The organism is Brevibacillus sp. M2.1A, from assembly GCF_013284355.2.
Classification (GTDB): domain Bacteria; phylum Bacillota; class Bacilli; order Brevibacillales; family Brevibacillaceae; genus Brevibacillus.
Genome location: NZ_JABSUY020000001.1, coordinates 3,344,861 through 3,363,871, shown reverse-complemented (window position 1 = coordinate 3,363,871; position 19,011 = coordinate 3,344,861). Strand labels below are relative to the sequence as shown.

Annotated in this window: 22 protein-coding genes; 8 read left to right on the top strand and 14 right to left on the bottom strand. The window is 47.4% G+C overall.

What is annotated here, in order from left to right:
- Positions 1–246 precede the first annotated feature (246 nt).
- Positions 247–1,302, top strand: coding sequence for a bifunctional transcriptional activator/DNA repair enzyme AdaA (locus HP567_RS16720; RefSeq protein WP_173609396.1), 1,056 nt, complete (start codon positions 247–249; stop codon positions 1,300–1,302).
- Between the two features lie 86 nt (positions 1,303–1,388).
- On the opposite strand, the gene HP567_RS16715 is transcribed toward HP567_RS16720, so the two are convergent.
- Positions 1,389–1,829, bottom strand: a complete 441-nt coding sequence (locus HP567_RS16715; protein ID WP_173609397.1) for an Rrf2 family transcriptional regulator — start codon at positions 1,827–1,829, stop codon at positions 1,389–1,391.
- Positions 1,830–1,984: 155 nt separating this feature from the next.
- On the opposite strand from HP567_RS16715, the gene HP567_RS16710 reads away from it, so the two are divergent.
- Together HP567_RS16710 and HP567_RS16705 are read left to right on the top strand one after the other, a co-directional pair.
- Positions 1,985–3,274 (top strand): acyl-CoA thioesterase/bile acid-CoA:amino acid N-acyltransferase family protein, encoded by a 1,290-nt coding sequence (locus tag HP567_RS16710; protein ID WP_173609398.1) that lies wholly within the window; start codon positions 1,985–1,987, stop codon positions 3,272–3,274.
- Between the two features lie 73 nt (positions 3,275–3,347).
- Positions 3,348–3,686, top strand: coding sequence for a histidine triad nucleotide-binding protein (locus HP567_RS16705; protein WP_173609399.1), 339 nt, complete (start codon positions 3,348–3,350; stop codon positions 3,684–3,686).
- 13 nt (positions 3,687–3,699) lie between these two features.
- Here the strand turns inward: HP567_RS16705 and HP567_RS16700 are convergent, their stop codons facing one another.
- A complete protein-coding gene (locus tag HP567_RS16700) occupies positions 3,700–4,674 on the bottom strand; it encodes a YpdA family putative bacillithiol disulfide reductase (RefSeq protein WP_173609400.1) in 975 nt (324 codons plus the stop codon).
- A gap of 148 nt (positions 4,675–4,822) precedes the next feature.
- On the opposite strand from HP567_RS16700, the gene HP567_RS16695 reads away from it, so the two are divergent.
- The gene (locus tag HP567_RS16695; protein ID WP_229088046.1) at positions 4,823–6,427 is read left to right on the top strand and encodes a glycosyl hydrolase family 18 protein; all 1,605 of its coding nucleotides are present in this window, start codon (positions 4,823–4,825) and stop codon (positions 6,425–6,427) included.
- A 77-nt stretch (positions 6,428–6,504) separates the two neighbouring features.
- On the opposite strand, the gene HP567_RS16690 is transcribed toward HP567_RS16695, so the two are convergent.
- Positions 6,505–6,669: a hypothetical protein gene (locus tag HP567_RS16690; protein ID WP_173609402.1), complete on the bottom strand. Its 165-nt coding sequence runs from the start codon at positions 6,667–6,669 to the stop codon at positions 6,505–6,507.
- 131 nt (positions 6,670–6,800) lie between these two features.
- Between HP567_RS16690 and HP567_RS16685 the strand changes: the two genes are divergently transcribed.
- The 3 genes from HP567_RS16685 (at position 6,801) to HP567_RS16675 (ending at position 8,113) form a co-directional block, all read left to right on the top strand.
- Complete coding sequence (locus tag HP567_RS16685; RefSeq protein ID WP_047069110.1) at positions 6,801–7,169, top strand: hypothetical protein; 369 nt, start codon at positions 6,801–6,803, stop codon at positions 7,167–7,169.
- A gap of 54 nt (positions 7,170–7,223) precedes the next feature.
- Complete coding sequence (locus HP567_RS16680) at positions 7,224–7,451, top strand: YozQ family protein (RefSeq protein WP_173609403.1); 228 nt, start codon at positions 7,224–7,226, stop codon at positions 7,449–7,451.
- A gap of 107 nt (positions 7,452–7,558) precedes the next feature.
- Complete coding sequence (locus HP567_RS16675) at positions 7,559–8,113, top strand: spore coat protein (RefSeq protein ID WP_173609404.1); 555 nt, start codon at positions 7,559–7,561, stop codon at positions 8,111–8,113.
- 107 nt (positions 8,114–8,220) lie between these two features.
- On the opposite strand, the gene HP567_RS16670 is transcribed toward HP567_RS16675, so the two are convergent.
- From HP567_RS16670 to HP567_RS16650, 5 genes are all read right to left on the bottom strand, one after another.
- Positions 8,221–8,379, bottom strand: a complete 159-nt coding sequence (locus HP567_RS16670) for a hypothetical protein (RefSeq protein ID WP_173609405.1) — start codon at positions 8,377–8,379, stop codon at positions 8,221–8,223.
- A gap of 36 nt (positions 8,380–8,415) precedes the next feature.
- Complete coding sequence (locus HP567_RS16665) at positions 8,416–8,751, bottom strand: hypothetical protein (protein ID WP_173609406.1); 336 nt, start codon at positions 8,749–8,751, stop codon at positions 8,416–8,418.
- 133 nt (positions 8,752–8,884) lie between these two features.
- The gene (locus HP567_RS16660; RefSeq protein WP_048032750.1) at positions 8,885–9,847 is read right to left on the bottom strand and encodes an L-threonine 3-dehydrogenase; all 963 of its coding nucleotides are present in this window, start codon (positions 9,845–9,847) and stop codon (positions 8,885–8,887) included.
- A complete protein-coding gene (locus HP567_RS16655; protein ID WP_173609407.1) occupies positions 9,844–11,037 on the bottom strand; it encodes a glycine C-acetyltransferase in 1,194 nt (397 codons plus the stop codon). Before HP567_RS16655 ends, HP567_RS16660 begins: the two co-directional genes overlap by 4 nt.
- Positions 11,038–11,330: 293 nt before the next feature.
- Positions 11,331–11,708 (bottom strand): (2Fe-2S) ferredoxin domain-containing protein, encoded by a 378-nt coding sequence (locus HP567_RS16650; protein WP_173609408.1) that lies wholly within the window; start codon positions 11,706–11,708, stop codon positions 11,331–11,333.
- Between the two features lie 146 nt (positions 11,709–11,854).
- On the opposite strand from HP567_RS16650, the gene xerS reads away from it, so the two are divergent.
- Positions 11,855–12,967 (top strand): tyrosine recombinase XerS, encoded by a 1,113-nt coding sequence (gene xerS / locus HP567_RS16645; RefSeq protein WP_173609409.1) that lies wholly within the window; start codon positions 11,855–11,857, stop codon positions 12,965–12,967.
- Positions 12,968–13,034: 67 nt separating this feature from the next.
- Here the strand turns inward: xerS and HP567_RS16640 are convergent, their stop codons facing one another.
- The 6 genes from HP567_RS16640 to HP567_RS16615 all read right to left on the bottom strand — a co-directional run bounded on the left by HP567_RS16640 (position 13,035) and on the right by HP567_RS16615 (position 18,969).
- Positions 13,035–13,850 carry a transglycosylase domain-containing protein gene (locus tag HP567_RS16640; RefSeq protein WP_173609410.1) on the bottom strand — a complete coding sequence of 272 codons (816 nt, stop codon included), beginning with the start codon at positions 13,848–13,850 and terminating at the stop codon, positions 13,035–13,037.
- Between the two features lie 109 nt (positions 13,851–13,959).
- Positions 13,960–15,543 (bottom strand): acyl-CoA synthetase, encoded by a 1,584-nt coding sequence (locus HP567_RS16635; protein ID WP_173609411.1) that lies wholly within the window; start codon positions 15,541–15,543, stop codon positions 13,960–13,962.
- Positions 15,544–15,768: 225 nt separating this feature from the next.
- A complete protein-coding gene (locus HP567_RS16630; RefSeq protein WP_173609412.1) occupies positions 15,769–16,671 on the bottom strand; it encodes a C40 family peptidase in 903 nt (300 codons plus the stop codon).
- Positions 16,672–16,972: 301 nt separating this feature from the next.
- On the bottom strand, positions 16,973–17,599 hold the full coding sequence (locus HP567_RS16625; protein WP_173609413.1) for a fumarylacetoacetate hydrolase family protein: 627 nt from the start codon (positions 17,597–17,599) through the stop codon (positions 16,973–16,975).
- A gap of 58 nt (positions 17,600–17,657) precedes the next feature.
- On the bottom strand, positions 17,658–18,203 hold the full coding sequence (locus HP567_RS16620) for a hypothetical protein (protein ID WP_173609414.1): 546 nt from the start codon (positions 18,201–18,203) through the stop codon (positions 17,658–17,660).
- 133 nt (positions 18,204–18,336) lie between these two features.
- Positions 18,337–18,969 (bottom strand): VanW family protein, encoded by a 633-nt coding sequence (locus HP567_RS16615; protein WP_173609415.1) that lies wholly within the window; start codon positions 18,967–18,969, stop codon positions 18,337–18,339.
- Positions 18,970–19,011: the final 42 nt, after the last annotated feature.

The following is a 19,011-nucleotide window of genomic DNA, read 5'->3' as shown; positions in this document are numbered from 1 at the left end:
CCAGTGAACGGACGTGCCAACTACTCTTCATTCAATACGCAACCGACGCCGTTGTCGGTTTCTTGCCTATTTCTGAATACTTTTATTATATCTATATTTTCAGGCTAATTCCAGCTTAAATCCTGTCCAGCCTTCGCCCTCATGACTTCATAGTGAAGGAACAAGAAAAAATCAATGTACGATTTTCGGCTGCAGTCGTTTTTGGCGAGCGGTAAAATGAAAACATAAAAATGGAGGGGGAACCGAATGATAACGGCCGAGATGAAGTCCGAGTATTATCAGGCGTTACTGGATAAAAATTCTGAATATGAAGGTGTCTTTTTTGTTGGAGTCAAGACAACTGGCGTATTCTGTCGCCCGACATGTCCAGCAAGAAAACCTAAGTTTGTTAATTGTGAGTTTTTTGATCATGCCAAACAAGCACTCCTGGCTTCCTTCCGGCCCTGCCAACGCTGCCGTCCACTTTCACATCCCAATCATGTCTCAGAGCTCGTGCGTCTGCTAGTAAACGCTGTAGAAGAAAACCCCGAGCAGCGCTGGACGGAAAAAGACTTTCAAAGATTATCCGTGGACGCTGCAACAGCGCGACGCCAATTCAAAAAACGTTTTGGCATGACGTTCGTCGAGTATGCAAGGGCGCGGCGTATGGGGATTGCACTAAAAGAAATCAGAGAAGGAAAAGCCATCATCGATGCCCAACTATCTACCGGTTACGAGTCCAGCAGTGGTTTTCGAGACGCATTTTCACGAATCATGGGGGCAGCCCCTACTCTTCTCGGAGATCATCATATCTTAAAGGCATCGTGGCTGGATACGCGACTCGGTCCCATGATAGCAATCGCAGATGAAGAAGCGCTATATTTACTTGAATTCATTGATCGCCGCGGCTTGGAACGAGAAGTTGAACGTCTTAGACAAAGAACGAAGTCAGCGATTATCCCTGGTTCCACAGCGCCAATCCGTTCCATTGAACGTGAGTTAGAGGAGTATTTTGACGGAAAGCTCACACAATTTGCAACGCCTTTGTTTTTGTGCGGATCGCCTTTTCAAAGGATGGTCTGGGAGCAGTTACAATCGATCCCCCCCGGTCGAACTTCATCCTATTCTGAGGTTGCAGCAGCTATTGGGAAACCAAGTGCCTTTCGTGCTGTCGCGCAAGCAAATGGCGCGAATCAGTTAGCGATTGTCATTCCTTGTCACCGGGTCATCAACTCCAATGGTGATTTGGGAGGTTACGGAGGAGGACTTTCGCGCAAACGCTGGCTGCTTCATCATGAAAAAGAAACATCCCGCCCCATTTGACCTGGATTCATGAAATATTTGAAAAATGGATGCGGGCACTCCTTTCTCGTAAAAATGCCCTCGCTTACGCAAGGGCATTTTTATTCTTACTGCGCTTTTTCGGTTATTTTTTGACGCAGGTTATCTACGAGCTCGGACATTTTCACTCCGCCCAAAATATCCTCCATGGCATTCTGCGCACGGATCAAAATCAACTCCAGCACAAACTGTATATTCGCTCCCACTGGACAATCGGGGTTCGGTTGCTCATGGATGTGAAAAAGTTGCCCTTCCTCCACGACATCGACTGCACGGTAAATCTCAAGAAGCGTGATTTGATCCAATTCCTTGGCGAGAGACGCGCCGCCAGCTCCGGCACGTACGTTCACGAGCCCAGCCTTCTTCAACAGCCCCAGCACACGTCGGATCACGACCGGATTCGTATTCACACTACCTGCGATCCATTCGGAAGTGCAATGCGAATTAGAATCAATGGAAAGCAGTGATAAGATGTGAACCGCAATAGAGAACCGGCTGCTGATTTTCATACGTAGTCACCCTTTCGTTGTAATGATTATAGTTACATCACAGACGAGAAGTCAAGTTAACCATACCGTCACATTTCGTCCCGGCGAACTTTTATTCATTCTACTATAATGACTGTGTCAAGTGTTCCCGCAATCTGGAAGGAGTGTTGACAAAAATGATGCTTCCACAAATTGAAGTTACGCCTGGGACAGCCTTAATAGATGTTCCTGTCCATATCACCCTGAGCGGGTTTATCCCCAATCAATTAATCACCCTTCATGCCACTCTGAAAAATGGGTTGCCTGGAGGAGATTTGACTGCATCATCACATGCTATATTCCAAGCAGACGAAAATGGCTCGGTGGATTTGGTTTCCCAAGCTCCTTTATTTGGTACTTATGAGGGAATTGATCCGATGGGGCTTTTCTGGTCGATGAATGTCCAAACCATGCGCTTTTATCATGCCTATTCTCTTGACGACTTTCAGTTCACCCCACGCTCCACTGAGATTGAATTAACGGCAGAAGTCTACGATAAACCCGTAGCGAAAGCCGTTGTGAAACGTATTTTTGTCTCTCGTGACGTATCGATTCAGAAAGTGACAGACAACGGGCTAGTCGGTCTGTATTTCTCAAAACCTCACACGGAGCAAAGACCCGCCATTGTCGTACTTGGTGGAAGCGAAGGTGGAATCGGTTCCTGTTCACAATTCGCAGCTTTGTTCGCCTCTCACGACTATCCGGCGCTAGCACTCGCTTACTTCCAATGCAATGATCTTCCTGACGATATCCGCCAGATCCCGATCGAATATGTTCAGCGAGCCATTCATTGGCTACAGCAGCAGCCCGCCGTACACCCTGAGAAAATCACGTTATTCGGACGCTCCAAAGGAGCAGAATTGGCATTAGTCACAGCATCGCTCGAGCAACATGTACATGCTGTTATTGCTTCAAGTCCCAGCTCTACAGTTAGTATCGGTACAGATAAAGCATTCACTGGATCAGATACGTTCTCCCCACAATCCTCTTGGTCATTTCAAGGAGAGCCTCTTCCATTCGTGCCATGGACAGAGGAGCAGACAAAAGTCTCGCAGGAGCGGCTCGACGCTGGTCAACGTATTGATCATATCCATGCCGAAGCATGGGTTGCTTGTGAGTGGTTAGAGGATACCGAAATTCCGGTTGAAAAAATCAATGGTCCGATCCTCTTCCTCTCCTCGGATGACGATCACTGGTGGCCAGCAGCAGAGCATTGCGAGCAAATGGTTGAGCGGTTAAAGGACCATCAGTTTGCTCATTCGGTAGTGCATTTGCGTTACGCGGATACAGGACACGGGATCCGCTTTCCTTACATACCGACTACACGCACGCAGCTCAATGGTGGTACGCCCAAAAACAACGCCTACGCATCCGAGCACTCTTGGCGTGAGGTTCTTCAGTTTTTGGAACGGACTTTTCCAGAGTAAAAAACAGGGAAAGCCTACACGCATGACGAAGTAGGCTTTACAATCTATCATTTTAGAAAGGATGTATAGCCCTATGGACTGCTTATTTTGCAAAATTGTAAACGGAGACATTCCGTCTAAAAAAGTGTATGAGGACGAGCATGTACTGGCTTTTCACGACATTAATCCTGTTGCCCCTGTTCACGTCCTGATGATTCCGAAAAAACATATTCAATCCGTTCTGGCTATCGAGCCTGAGGACAAGGAGCTGATCGGTCACCTCCATCTGTCGCTGCAAAAAGTAGCAGAAACAATGGGCGTGACAGAGGATGGCTTTCGAATCGTAACCAACATTGGCAAACACGGACAACAAACCGTCTTCCATCTGCACTACCACCTCATCGGAGGCAGACAATTGGAGTGGCAGTTCTAATCAATAACAGCTACTACTCTCTATGAGAGGCAATGTGGCGGGCGATACCTTCACCATGAAACCTTCCATTTTCAATAAAAATGGCGTTCGCGTGATGGCCCGCCGCAATGACTCCCGCTATATAGAGACCTGGAATGTTCGTCTCCATCGTCTCGGGATGATGCGCTGGTATTCCCGTTTCCTCGTCAATCATAACCCCTAACGAATGAAGGAAGGTACGATCAGGACGGTATCCAATCAAAGAAAACACATGGTCATTGGCAAGCGTAATGACTTCCTCCCCTGTTTTCACCTTGATGGAACGCTCCTCAATGCTCTCGACTGTTGCACCGAACAGCATCTGGATGCGTCCTTTTTTGATCAGACTCTCAAAAACAGGTCTTGTCCATGCCTTGACCTTGTCAGATAGCTCCGTTCGGCGGCAAATCACCGTTACTGCTGCTCCAGCCCGCTCCAGTTCCATTGCCGCGTCAACAGCAGAGTTGTTTCCCCCTACTACCGCTACTGCAAGCCCAGTGTACGGATGTGCTTCCTTGTAGAAGGACGAAACCTTCGGCAACTCCTCACCTGGTACATGTAGTCGATTCGGATTGTCAAAGTAACCTGTGGCGATCACCAAGTTTTTCGCTTCGTACGTATGTGTTTTGGCGAATCGGTCTGTGGTCGTGATTTGAAAGCCAACTGGCGTCTTCTTCGCACCTGTCACCGTTTCATATACGTTCACGCGCAATTTTTCTCGTGCTGCTACCAATCTATAGTAATTGAGTGCCTCCTGTCTGGTCGGCTTGTCGTTCGCCGTTGCAAAAGGCACACCTCCGATTTCCAGTAAATCAGGTGTGCTATGAAAAATCATATAGGTCGGGTAGCGATAAATCGAATGGACAAGCGCCCCTTTTTCAATAATGATGGGATCAAGTCCAGCTCGCTTGCAGGCTATTGCCGCTGCCAGTCCACAAGGCCCACCGCCTACAATCAGTACGTCTTCCATTTCTCTCCGCCTCGCTTTATTCTCTCTATTCTTATTCCTCCATCATATCATATCGCGTTTACAACAAAAGAGTTCCCCAGCACTCCTGCAAGGTTTCTACCAAAATCTGACCAATGAAAGAATGGTTCTCTCTCCTTATACTGGATGTATGATGAAAAAACAAAACATACATATCTGGTTAGTCTCCTTTGCTTTTCTGGTGTACGGTCTCTCTTTTGCCATAGGAGTCCCTGCATCCACAGCATCGACGAAAAATTTAAAAGATATCGCAAACAGCTATGCGAAAGAGCAAATCCGTTCGCTACAGGTGGCAGGTGTCATCGCTGGGGATGAAAACGGGTATTTTCACCCAACTCGCCCGGTGACGCGTGCTGAGTTTGTTGCGATGCTCACACGCACGCTCGGTATTAAGCCGGTGGCCAGCAACGTCGCAGCCTATTCGGATGTCCAAAAAAACTCTTGGGCATACGGATACGTACAAGCTGCTGCTGGACTTAACATTGCGAATGGCATCGGCCCTACTACTTTTGCTCCGAAGCGGACGATCTCTCGCGAAGAGGCCGCTGCGTTTCTCGTACGCGCACTGGAGCAGAGCATTTCTCCTTCATACCAGTTGTCCGTGAAGGATGCCTATACGATTTCCAGCTGGGCACGGGCCTCAGTCAGCCACGCCATAGAGAAAAAATGGTTGGTTGGCTACAACGGCTACTTCCGTCCGACTCAAGCACTATCGAGAGAAGAAACGGCTGTTATTTTGTATCGAATTCAGGAGAATCTCAAGAAGCAAAACGTTACAGCAAAACCGCTCGTCTCTCTCGGATGGCAATACCAATCCACGACAGAGGAGTTCATTGCACAGGTCAAAACAAGCGGAGTCAACACGCTATCTCCACGTTGGTACTTCCTGCAAAAAGACGGAACGATTAGCGACTTGACGGATGCTTCACTCGTCCATTGGGCGCAGGCAAATGGCAAGCAGGTGTGGCCTCTATTCGGAAATAAATTCGATCCCGACGCTACTCACGCCATGCTGTCCGATCCCAATAAACGAAAAGCAACCGTGCAAAAGCTTTCTTCCTTCATTGAACAGTACCAGTTAGATGGGATTAACATCGATTTTGAAGGGTTCTCCCCTGCGGATCGCAACAACTTCACCTTGTTTATCCAGGAGCTCGCGACTGCTCTTCACGCAAAAGGTGCTGTTCTATCTGTAGATATACCGCCTGATGGTGATTCAGACTGGAGCGATCCTTTTGATTTTGCTAAATTAGCAAAACACGCGGATTATTTGGTAGTAATGGCCTATGAAGAGCATTGGGTAGGCGGGTCAGAAGCAGGCTCCGTAGCATCCTTGCCTTGGTTTACGAAAGTCATTACCGACCTGCTTGACGAGGTTCCGACCCAAAAGCTGATCGCCGGAATGCCTCTTTATACACGCGACTGGTACCAATCGAATGGGTCATTGAAATCGACAGATATCAGCATCCCTCAGTCATACCAGTTACTCTCGCAATACAGAGCAAAAACAATCTGGGACGACAAAGTTGGACAATACCGTTCGACGTATCAAAAGCAAGGCGTCACACACACGATTTGGCTGGAAGAAAGCCGGTCGATTGGGCTCAAGGCTCAGGCTAGTCTGCAATGGCAAATTGGTGGACTGGCGTACTGGTACGTTGGCTCTGAATCACCTGATATGTGGACAGCCATTGCCAATTCGATCACCCTCAAACATGCACGTGAAAAACTGTAAGAATCATGCAAGAAGCGCCCTCGTCCGGCTATAGCCGTGGCAGAGGCGCTTCTTTTTGTTAGGCTAGGCAAATCCTCCTAGTAAGTTCCTGATGAGCCTGCGCCTCCAGGATGTTTGGGCGCCTCGACAACTTCGTCCTTCGCCGCTTTTCGCGTCTCAAATAAATCGGTGCTTCCTGCTGCGTGCGTCCCCAGTACTTTCAGTTCTTTATTTTCCACTTCCTGATTGTTTTGTTCAGTCAATTGCGATCCCTCCAGCATGCAAGTTAGCAGTAGTTTGCCTCCTTTAAACGATTATTAGACAATCTTTGGTGTTCTGCATGGGATTGCCCTCCTTTCTTCATACTGAAAGGGAGCAGAAGGAGGAAAGATTCTTGTCGGATATTTTGATGAGCCCTGAATTAAAAAGAAAAACAGAGGAAGCTATCCAAGGTCTCACTTTCACGAAAAATTTCCGTTCTGCAACAGCCGAGGAATGGTATCTGTTTTTGCCGGGATATCGAGATCCGCAGACAGAAGGGGCTTGCGGGAAAGTATTTATTCATTACGACTTGATTGGAAATCGGGATGTGTTTATCAACACCACCGTGATTTTCGATGACCCAAAGCTGCATGACCCTACTCTGCATCCGCTGGTCTACGCAGTGGTAGATGAGACAGTCAATCGTTTGGTGGGTTATGCAAATACATTGCTTTCGGTACATGCAGGCTTCAATTCGTACTCGGCTGAATACGTAAGCTAGCACCACTTTGCAAAATGTCCGTTGGATTATCTTTTAACTTCAGGAGGGAACACGATGAAAAACAACGATGAAGATTTGCTTAAAGCTGCCGAGGAGGTCGCCGACAAAACGTACGACCCGTCCTTTTATAAAAGTGAATCGTTGACAGAGCAAGGACTCGCCATTACACACGAACAAGTCAGTGACAACTACATGGAAGGTACAAACGACGGAAAAATCGATGAAAATGCTGGACAAAAAAATATCGAGATACCACGCACTGGCTACGAAAACATGTTTTAGAGCCCGGTTGACATCCCCTTTCCCCACTTTTTTCCTGAATATCCATTGATTCTATACAAACACTATCAAAGGTTGACAGTAACCCAATTCAATTTCAGGAGGCCATTATGCAACGATTTGCTGCTCATGAGTTTTTGGAAACACAAGAAGCACTCCGCTCCAAACACGCCGCGATTGAAATGCACGGTGTACTTGCCGAGATGGCACAGGACCCTCAATTAACAGGCATCATTAACAGACATCAGCAATTAATCATGAACGCCTACCAGCAAGGGATTAGCCTCTTGCAAGGAAAAGGTTTCAACATTGCACCAGCTCCTATTCAATTGCGTGTAGCACAACCTACAGCAGTTGGTCTTAATAACCCGCAGATGGCTGCTCCCAACCCACACCCGACCCGCTTGTCAGATATGACAATTGCTACCCTCATGCTGAACTGGCATAAAGCGGGTTCGGCAATTGGCATGCTTTGGGCGGCTGAGTGCGTCGATCCAGGAATCCGCCAATATCACGTAAATGGTGCAAATGCTTGCCAGCAAATGGCTTATGAAACCTGGCAATACATGAATGCCAAAGGCTACTACCAAGCTCCGCAGCTTGCCGATCACACGATGAACACGATGATTAACGCTTACCAGCCCCAACAACAAATGCTCCTGTAAGCCAAAAAACCGTCCTCGTTTGGACGGTTTTCATATTATGTGTGTCATGGCATCTTGGAATAAGAAAAACCTTCCCGCTTCCGGAAGGTTTTATTTGTTACGATGTGTCAGCGATCTCGAACGGTCTCTGTATTATTAGACCAGCCCCAGCTCTCTATTGTTTGTTCCTCAGGACTACTGACCTTCGCATCCGGAAGATTTTGGATGACCTGTCCTTCTTTGCCGTGCTTCGAATGGTTGCCATGTAGGTTTTTTTGCATGTCCATGGCTCTCCCCCTCTCTTTTTCGTTGGCTTGAGCTAGCTACTCTGGAGAATACCCCTCGGATTCGTTCAGCAAGCCCTCATACTGGGTAATGGCTGAAATCAAATCTGGATGAGTATCTCTATTTGTCTCAGCGAGCTTTTTCAGATCGAAATACACTTCTGATAATCGAAATAGAGGGTTGTTACGCTCAGAATCACCACTCGTTGCAGAATGTGTCACTACCCCATTCGTTTGCAAATAGAAGGCTTCTGCGGGGACATTTTCAATATCCTGCTTCACCTCTTTTATCACAGCCTGCAACCGTTCTGGCATCATATCGTTGTGTTTCTCGAATTTTTCAATAATCGTAAGGATGTAATCCTTTTTGCTCATCGATCTCGTTCATCCTTTCCTCCAAGCATCCTTTGTTAATGTGCCCTTAGAAGAGGAAAGGCATTCAAAAAAACTGCCACCTCTCTCGCATCTCGCACAAGAAGAAGTAGCAGTTTTCCTTTTCTCTATTCGTTTATCCGACTTGCTGGAGCAACTTTCCCCGCAGTTTTGCGAGCATGTCCTCGGTCATTTTGTCCAAGTCGTACTCCGCTTTGAAGCCCCACTCTTGCATGGCAGCCGTAGCATCAATCGAGTTCGGCCAGCTATCGGCAATCGCCTGACGCACAGGGTCGACTTCATAAGAGAGCGTAAACTCAGGAATGTGTTTGCGAATCGCTGCTGCTACATCTTCTGGCTCAATGCTCATCGCAGTCACGTTGAACGCATTGCGGTGAATGAGCTTGGAGGCATCTGCTTCCATCAGGGAAACAATCGCATTCAGCGCATCAGGCATATACATCATATCCATGTACGTGCCTTTGCCGATGTAGGACGTATACGCCCCATGCTGAATCGCCTTGTAGTAAATGTCAACTGCATAGTCGGTCGTACCACCGCCCGGAGGCGCTACATACGAGATCAGACCTGGGAAGCGTACACCGCGCGTATCTACCCCAAATTTTTGATAATAGTAATCGCAGAGCAACTCACCGGAAACTTTATTTACACCATACATGGTCGTAGGGCGTTGAATCGTGTCCTGCGGCGTGTTGTCCTTCGGGGTAGTCGGACCAAATGCACCAATCGAGCTCGGTGTAAAGAACTGGCAGTTCAACTCACGCGCTGCTTCCAGAGCGTTAACCAACCCGCCCATATTCAAGTTCCACGCCAAGAGAGGCTTTGCTTCTGCTGTTGCAGACAACAAGGCAGCCAAATGCATGATCGTATCCACGCCATGTTTCTTCGCCAGTTCAAACATCCGGTTCCCGTCTGTGACATCAAGAACTTCGAATGGACCCGATTGCACCACAGGATCGTCTTCGTTTTTCCGGATATCTGTAGCGATGACTTGATCCGCTCCGTAAATATCGCGTAATTTCATGATGAGCTCGGAACCAATTTGTCCTAACGCCCCGGTTACCAGAATTTTTTTCATTTCAGGATCCCCATTTCTTTCCCAACTTTTTCGTAGATGCTAAGGGCACGATCCAGCATTTCCTTGCTATGCGCCGCTGTTGGCATATTCCGTACACGACCAGTTCCTTTTGGGACAGTCGGGAACACGATCGCTTTCGCATACACGCCCTCTTCATACAATCGCTTGCTGAATTCTTGAGTTTGCTGTTCGTCTCCAATAATGCAAGGAGTAATAGGCGTTTCGCTCTCCCCGATATTGAAGCCGAGTTCTTTCAAGCCTTTTTTCAGGTAATGTCCGTTATCCCACAGCTTGTCGTGCAGCTCAGTGCTGTTCATCAAAATATCGATAGCCGCAATCGAAGCAGCCACGTCCGCTGGCGTCAGCGAGGTCGAGAACAGGAACGGTCTGCTGCGTACTTTGAGCCAGTCGATCAGCTCTTGGCGTCCCGCGACATAACCGCCGACTACCCCAATTGCTTTGGAAAGTGTGCCGATCTGGAAGTCGATTTTATCCGACAGGCCAAAATGCTTAACCGTTCCTGCGCCTTTGCCGAGAACACCAGAGCCGTGGGCATCGTCTACATACGTAATCAAGTCATATTCTTCGGCTACCTCTACGATTTCCGGCAGCTTGGCAACATCGCCATCCATCGAAAATACGCCGTCAGTAATGACCATCAGTTTTTTATATTTGCCGGATTCTTTCGCTTCCTTCGCTTTCGTACGCAGGTCATCGATATCGGAGTGGTTCACCCGAATAATTTGTGCACGTGACAGGCGGCATCCATCAATAATGGAAGCGTGGTTCAATTCGTCAGAAAGAATTGCATCGTCCTTGTCCATCACAGCAGAGATCGCAGCCATGTTGCAGTTAAAGCCAGATTGGTAAGCGATTGCAGCTTCCGTATGCTTGAAGGCAGCGAGCTTTTCTTCCAGCTTCACATGCAAGTCCAAGGTACCATTGATTGTGCGCACAGCCCCTGCTCCTACGCCGTATTTGCTCGCTGCTGCGATCGCAGCGTCCACAAGGCGTTGGTCAGTAGCCAGGCCCAGATAGTTATTGGAGGAGAGGTTGATCAGTTCTTTTCCTGCAATCGTAATGACAGGACCATTTGCGCTTTGCAAAGGATCAATGACGTTGTACAGTCCCTTGCTCTTCAAATCTGCCAAATTTTCATGTAAAAAGTGTTCAAGTGTTTTGCTCGCCAACGAGAATCCCTCCATTATTCAGCCATCGATTAGTAAGTTCCACAAAAACAATTGTTCACACTGTATGGACATATCATTTTGATAAAATTCGCATAAAATCAACTTAATCTACAGACATTTTACCACCATTTACTTAAAACGTCCACATCACAAAGACATATTGTTAACGTTTTCAATCATTTTCCTTTCCATAATGTCATCTCTCCTACTTTCTCCTTTTGTCGATATTCGTAGACTCCCGAAAATGAAAAAACCACTCTCTTGCTTCCTATAAGCAGATCGTGGCTCTTTCCTCATTTTTTTGCCTTTTGTGATTTTAAGATGCCAGGCTTGTTGTCAATCGTACGCACAAAACCGTTCGATTCAAAGCGATGCGTCATCAAGGACTCTACTGGTCTGCCGTTTTGAAAATGCTCTTCCACCAACAGCTGTGCATCTTCTGGCGTCACGTTTTCGTACCAGATTCCCTCGGGGTACACGATCATCACGCATGCGTCCTCACAGCGTCCGTTGCAACGCGTGCGGGTGGTATGTACATAGTCATCCAAGCCTGCGGTGGTAATTGCTTCACGTATCGCTACCGTAACCTCTTCGCCGCCCTTGCGCATACAGCTTCCACCGTTGCAAATCAACACGTGATGTCTCGTCTGAGATAAGTCCCATGTTGCCACTACAAATCCACTCCGTTCTTGTCCAACATCTATCCACACTCCCCATCATGACGGTTTCTTGTTCAATTTGCAATTCCCAGAACGTTTGGTTTTTGATAGAATATATGTTCGTATACGATTTACAAAAAGATGTTGGTGGTGAAAGCATGTCCGTTACCAAACAGCGCGATGCCTTGCAGCTTTTGCAAACAGTGGGCTCCTACCCTTGGTATGTCGAAAAGTTTATTGAGCATAAAAAAGCAAAAAAGAATTCACCCTCCACCTTGCTTGGCTACCTCCGCGATTTCTCTTTTTTCTTTCGCTGGATGATGACAGAAGGTTTGAGTACCGCGACGGATATGAAGGACATTCCGTTAAGCGATTTGAATGACTTGAAGAAGGAAACGGTAGAAAGCTACATATTATACTTGCAGGAGTCGCATCTGTATGAGCGATCTGCTTTGCTCTCGAACCCTACCAAAAGCGCGAAGAAAGAGTACAGCGACCGCACCATCAGCAGAAAAATATCGAGCCTGAAATCGCTTTTTCATTACTTGTCTGCTCTTGCTGAGGATGAGAATGGGGAATCGTATTTGACGCGGAATGTACTCGCCAAAATCGAGCTGGAGATCACGGAGCTGACTCCCCTTGCACGCGCCCATGCCATTCGGGCAAAAATCCTGATTGACGACGAAATCTATCAGTTCGTCGATTTTGTCTACAACGGATATTTGGCTCACTGCGATACGGAAAAAAAGAAGCAGTATCACATGCAAAACCGCGACCGGGATACTGCCTTGATCGCGATGATTTTATCCGGTGGCTTCCGTGTGTCAGAGATCGTCAGTCTCGATCTATCCGATATTATTATGGAAAAAAACCAGTTGAAATTGATCCGCAAAGGAAAGAAAGAAGACGCTCCTTTTTTCAGTGACTGGGGCAAAGAGTACTTAGCCAAATACTTGCAGCTGCGTGACAAATACAATCCCGACCCACAAGAGGACGCTGTTTTTCTCGCTGTTTCCCCTGCCAATCCGAATGGGCATCGCATAGAAGTGCGGTCTGTCCAAAAGCTGGTCAAAAAGTACGCGAAAGCATTCGGCATCCCCGATTTGTCCGTACATAAGCTTCGTCACAGCTTTGCTACACAGTTTCTTCGGTTGAACCCTGACCCCCATCAGCTCCAAGCACAGCTGGGGCACTCCAAAATCGAGACGACCATGCAGTATGCCCATGTATTAGAAGATGCGCTGGGCAAGGCTGTGAACCGAACGACGTAAGAAGTCCTCAACAAACAAGTGACCAATCTGCATCAACTGCGGACTGGTCACTTTCCATCACATTCGATTATTTCACTGCGCGTTTGACAGTAGGCACAACGGATATCTGTTCGTTCTTCGCCAATGTACTTTCGCTTTGGTCGATCACGGCCAATTCGTTCATCCGATTCAGCACTACCTCCTGCCGTTGTTTGGCTCGGCCCCAGTTCTTTACCGGTGAGTAGCGCTCTGGTCCTTTCGGTAAAGAAGCCAGCATTGCCGCTTCTCCCAGTGTTACCGCTCGATCCCCTGTTTCTGTTGCTTTTTTTCCGAAGTAAAAGGGAACAGCCTCGCCGATCCCGTATTTTCCGTGCCCGAAATAAATGACGTTGAGGTACATTTCGAGCAGTTCTTTTTTGCTGTATCGCTGTTCCAATTGCAAAGCGATCGCAACTTCCTTCACTTTTCTGGTCATCGTTTTGTCGTTTGTCAGAAACAGGTTCCGCGCCAACTGCATGGTGATTGTACTTCCGCCCTGCACGTAGGCACCTTCCTTGATATCCACCCAGATAGCGCGGCTCAATCCAATCGGGTCCACTCCTGGATGCTGCATAAACCGATGATCCTCTATCGCAACGAACGCCTTCCACACATAATCAGGCATTTCGTCCAACTTTACATAGCTGTTGGATTGCTGAACAGCAGCCAGCTTATTTTCATCTATCCATATATTCCCTGTCCACGCAAGCATGATCGGTGCCAAGATGGCTGCCATCATGATCACGAGAAAACTGATACGCAGTCGTTTTTTCCAACGAACACCGAGCTTCTTCATGCTCTTAGGCATGCTCGCCACTTCATACAAGTCGGTGTTTCTTCCTAATGGGATTGGAAGGTGGTTCATGCTGCATTCCCCCTTGCCTTGCTTCTACTCACATTGTAGGGGATGCGCGCATTTCGTCCCATCGAATCCACTTACAGCAATCTTACAATTTCGTAAGACAAACTATTCACTACATATGCTGATTTTGCTGTACCTCCTGCTGACGCAGCTCGATCCGTCTGATTTTACCGGAGGTCGTTTTCGGCAGTTCCTGAACAAATTCGATTTTGCGCGGGTATTTATAAGGAGCAGTTAATTGTTTGACATGGTTTTGCAATTCCGCGATCAACTCTTCGGATGGCTCATTCCCTTTTTTCAGGATGACAAAAGCTTTTACCACATGCCCACGCTCTGGATCAGGACTGGCAACCGCCGCACACTCCGCTACTGCCGCATGCTTCACCAACGCATCCTCAACCTCAAACGGACCAATCGTATATCCGCCTGAGATGATAATGTCGTCTGAACGTCCTTCGAACCAGATGTAGCCATCTTCGTCCATGCGACCTTGGTCACCCGTCACGTACCAGTCTCCGCGAAATGCTCTGGCAGTGCGCTCGGGATCATCCAGATAGCCTTTGAACAGCGCCACCATATGACGATCAATTGCAATATCGCCCACTTTGCCTACCGGCAGCTCCGCTCCTTCTTCGTCAATAATGGCAATCCTCACAACTGGCGATGGCTTGCCCATTGAACCTGGCCTTGGCTCCATGCCAACAAAGGTACCTACCAGCAACGTGTTCTCTGTCTGTCCGTATCCATCTCGTACGGTCAACTGGAATACTCGGCGGAATGTGTCGATCACCTCCCGATTAAGTGGTTCACCGGCGGAACATGCGGAGCGCAAGGCGGACAGCTTGTATTGTTCCAGGTTCGTTACTTTTGCCATGATTCTGTACTCGGTTGGCGTCGCACACAAGACAGAAACCGGATAATTTTGCAGAATCGTCAAATAATTCTCCGCGGAAAATTTTCCTTTATAGACAAATGCGGTCGCTCCCAGTCCTAACGTAGAGACAAACGGGCTCCAGATCCACTTGGCCCAACCAGGCCCAGCGGTTGCCCAAACCACGTCACCTTCTCGAACGTCCAGCCACTGTGTAGCGGCTACAGCCAGATGCGCAAACGGCCAACCGTGAACGTGCATAACTCCTTTTGGTCCCCCAGTCGTGCCTGATGTATAAGACAGGAATGCCAGCTCATCGGACTTCGTGTTTACTACCTCAAATTCTGTGTCCTGCCCTTGGAGTAGCCCCTCAAGCGAAATCCAACCTTCTTTCACTTCTCCCGTCGTGATGTAGTGTTGCAGCGTAGAACAGTTGCCTCTCGTCAGATCAACCTCACTCATTGCTCCCCCGAAGCTGATCACAGCCTTTACTTTTGCATGATTGATCCGGTACTCAATATCTTTGGAACGCAGCATCTCAGACCCTGGCAAAATCACTGCCCCCAGCTTCAGCAGAGCCAAATAGAGACCATAAGCCAATGTTCCCCTGGAAACCAGAACGAGTACCCGATCCCCATGCTCGATTCCAATGGAACCTAGTCCATTTGCAATTTTATTTGAATATTGGCGCAAATTTTCGTACGTAAGGATATGTTCCTGACCTTGTTCATCTAACTCCCAAACCGCTCGTCTCTCCGGGTGTTTTTTCGCCCATTCGTCCACCTGGGCAGCGAAGTTATAGTTCACTGGCATGTTTAGTTCCATAGGCACATCTCCACCTTTTCTAAGATTGATGAATAATAATTCGACATCACTATATTTCTCACCTTTTTCTTTCGACAAAAAATTGGGACAAAAAAAGGCCTATGACGCTACTTGCTCCGTACTACTATTGGCAAAAATTGACGCGAAACGATCTGTGCGAACAAGCGTCCTATATAATACAGAAGCCCCCATGCAAGTGCATGAGAGCTGAAATGGATTTGATGCTTAAATGACGCGCTTGATTTTAACTGTGCGCTTTTCCCAGTTCGTTCCGTCGTACTTGGAATAAGTCACACCAGGACTGCCGTATGTGTGCAGGATTTTCCCATCCCCTGCATAAATGGCTACGTGTGTAATCCGATCAGAAGAAGTGGTTACGGATGCCTTCATGAAGATCAGATCACCTTTTTGCAGATTGCTCTTGGAAACAGATTTCCCCACAGTTGATTGCTGGCGGGAATCGCGCGGCAATGTAATGCCGGCTTCTTTAAACACGCGCTGTGTAAAGGAAGAGCAGTCGAATGTATTGGTCGTACTGCTGCTTGACCCGTATTTGTATTTGGTACCCATATACTTTTCGCCATTTTTAATGACTTGGTCAGCAAGATTGCTTGCCGGCTTTTCTGGCTTAGTAGGCGTAGTCTCTGAGGAATTGCTATCAATAACACGACGAGCCCCTACAAATTTGTCACTGTACTCCGAATATTTTTTTACAACTACCTCGTCTTCCCCTTTTGAAGAATAAACGAATTGATCACTGCCTATGTATATTCCCATAAAAGTTGGGCTGCCGCTTCCGCTAGAGGCGAAGAACACCAAATCTCCTGGCACCACGCTTTTTTCGGATACTTTAGTCCCGGTCTTGTACAGGCTAGAGATTGTGCTCCCGATGGAAATCCCTACTTGTTTGTACGCATACGTAGCCAGCTCTGCTGATCCGAATTGCTTCGGTCCCTTTGCTTTGTACTCATAATCCTTCCCGATCAAAGAAGTAGCAATGTTCGCAATCTCTGATTGTTTTGAATCTGGTGTCTTAGCGGCCACTTCTCCAATTTGACCACCCATTAACAGGGACGTACTCAGCATGACTGCTACTGTTGACCTCATTACCCAATCTCGTTTCGTCACTTTCTTTTCCTCCTTGTCATGTTGTGGCACCCGTCTTGGGTACATGGACAGAATAGCGCAGGAGGAAACAGGAGGATAAGACCGTAAAATTTTCCAATGATGGAATTGGTAGCATGGGACTAGTCAGAAAACGGTGTGCAAAGTAGGCGGTTGTTACTTCTTAGTTCCATGGAACCATAAAGATTACAAAACGGTTTCAAAGTTGATTTTCTTCGCGAAAAGTGGCTATTTTCCTGGCCTGAGCCCCAAACAAAAACCATCTTCTGCTTGTTTCTGTCAGAAGATGGTTCGCGATTCGTCTCTATTTCATTTTGGCTGTAAACTGCCCCCACGTCTCTTCTCCCCACTTGAGAGTGAGCACATCTCCATCCGAAACCGGGCCTACCCCTGCTGGTGTACCCGTGTAAATGATATCTCCTTGATCCAGTCCCAGATTTTCGGAAATATAGGCAATAATGGTTTCCAAATCAAAAATCACATCACGCAGATTGCCTCGTTGCACCTGCTCTCCATTTTTCAGCAACGAGAAATCCGTTTGGTGCAGCTCATGGATACCAGGGAAAGGATGAAATGATGTCAAAATGGCTGAATTTTTAAACCCTTTTGCCAACAACCATGGATGCCCTGCTTTCTTCAGCTCGCTCTGAACATCACGCAAAGTAAAGTCGATCCCGAGTGCTATTTTGTCAATCATTTCGTCAAGTGTAACCCCAGCCTCATACGGTCTCGCGATGTGAATCACAAGCTCCGCCTCATAATGAAGCTCTCCACGAGATGCCGGAAGCTCGATGGCCTCACCATTTGCCATCGCAAGCGCATGTGTTGGCTTATCAAAGATCATTGGCTTGGTTGGCACATCGTTCCCTAACTCCGCAGCATGCAATCGATAGTTGCGACCGATACAGTAAATATTTTTGACTGGCTCCATCTCGTCCTCTCCTTTGGTGGCTGTCTCTTTTTTCACTATATCATGGCTGCATGGTGTATTACAGCTTGTCTTGTTCGCCCTCTTCCATGTAGTTTCCATAGCCAGGCCAAAGACGGGCATTTCCTCGTGCTTCTACTTCAATCACGGTATCACAAATAGATTCCAACGCACTCTCCAAATCCATCTCTTGCTCAGAGCTCCAGGAAAATTCGTAATGGAAAATCACTTGCTGCTCTGTCGCTTCGGAGAGGACAAAGGCAAACTGCTGTTGTTGTTCCACGACATGCTTTCTGGCTTCAACCGTCGCTTCTGCCGAGAACAAACCATCCCATTCCGCAACCATATATGTAGAAGTAACATCAATCCACAGGGAGGGAGTATCATTCGTCCGCCGGAAAACAACAGTATCCTCCCGATAAAACCCGTAGCCAGAGGGCAGCGCACCTGAGAGCTTGAACGGGATTCCTACCGGCAAATCATGTGGCTTCAATGCGTGGACAAGTCTCCCAGGCAAGAGATAACAACCATCCTGCTGGCGATCTAACCGTTCTCCCAAGACGAGAACCTCTTGATTGTGTGAATCACCTGTCACCTGAACGAACATCACGGCACCTCCCTCTAAAACAGTATGGTCAGGAATGCATGACTCAAAACCAAATCTCCATCCATTTTTTCCCTGAAGAAATACCGAAAAAAACAGGGTTCATCCATAGGATGCCCCCTTTATTCCTGCTTAGCTACGCACGTATGATCGCAATCACAACATGTTCGTCATCATATGATTTTGCTTTGATTTTCACAGGGAAATCGTACAAGTTGGTAAATTTAAAATCCTTATAGCCATACGCGACTGTGGCATCTTGACCCACTGGCACATATCTCACTGATTTGCTGTGGTTATGCCGTTCCACCATGATCATTCCCGCTTCAGCAACTGCATTGTAAAGCGTGCTGGAAACCTGACAAACCCCGCCTCCATAGTCATCGACGAGCTGGCCGTTCTGAATAACCCCGGCCTGTTGCCAACCATCCACTGGCAAATTCGAATTTCCCACTATTTCATTGAAAGAAAACACCTGTTGCGGCTTGATTTTTTCATTATGAATCTTGCTCAATGCTTGCTTGATGTTATGTTTACGAGCATCTGTGCTGTCTTTCATCGATGAGTAATAAAAGCCAAGAACCTCCTCTTCCTTGAGGCCCATCTTCTCCACATACTTTTCCTGTAACTTATCCTGCAACTCGATAGCAGGAGATAACCGGTGGTCTACTTGTAATGCCATTGCATGCTCAGGGGCATAGTTCATACCGAGCGAGAACACAAGGGCTACAATCGCCATAGTGATCGGCCAATGCCGAACTTTCTTCATTTCTACTTCCTCTCCCATATTTGTTGATCGATTTGCTGACGC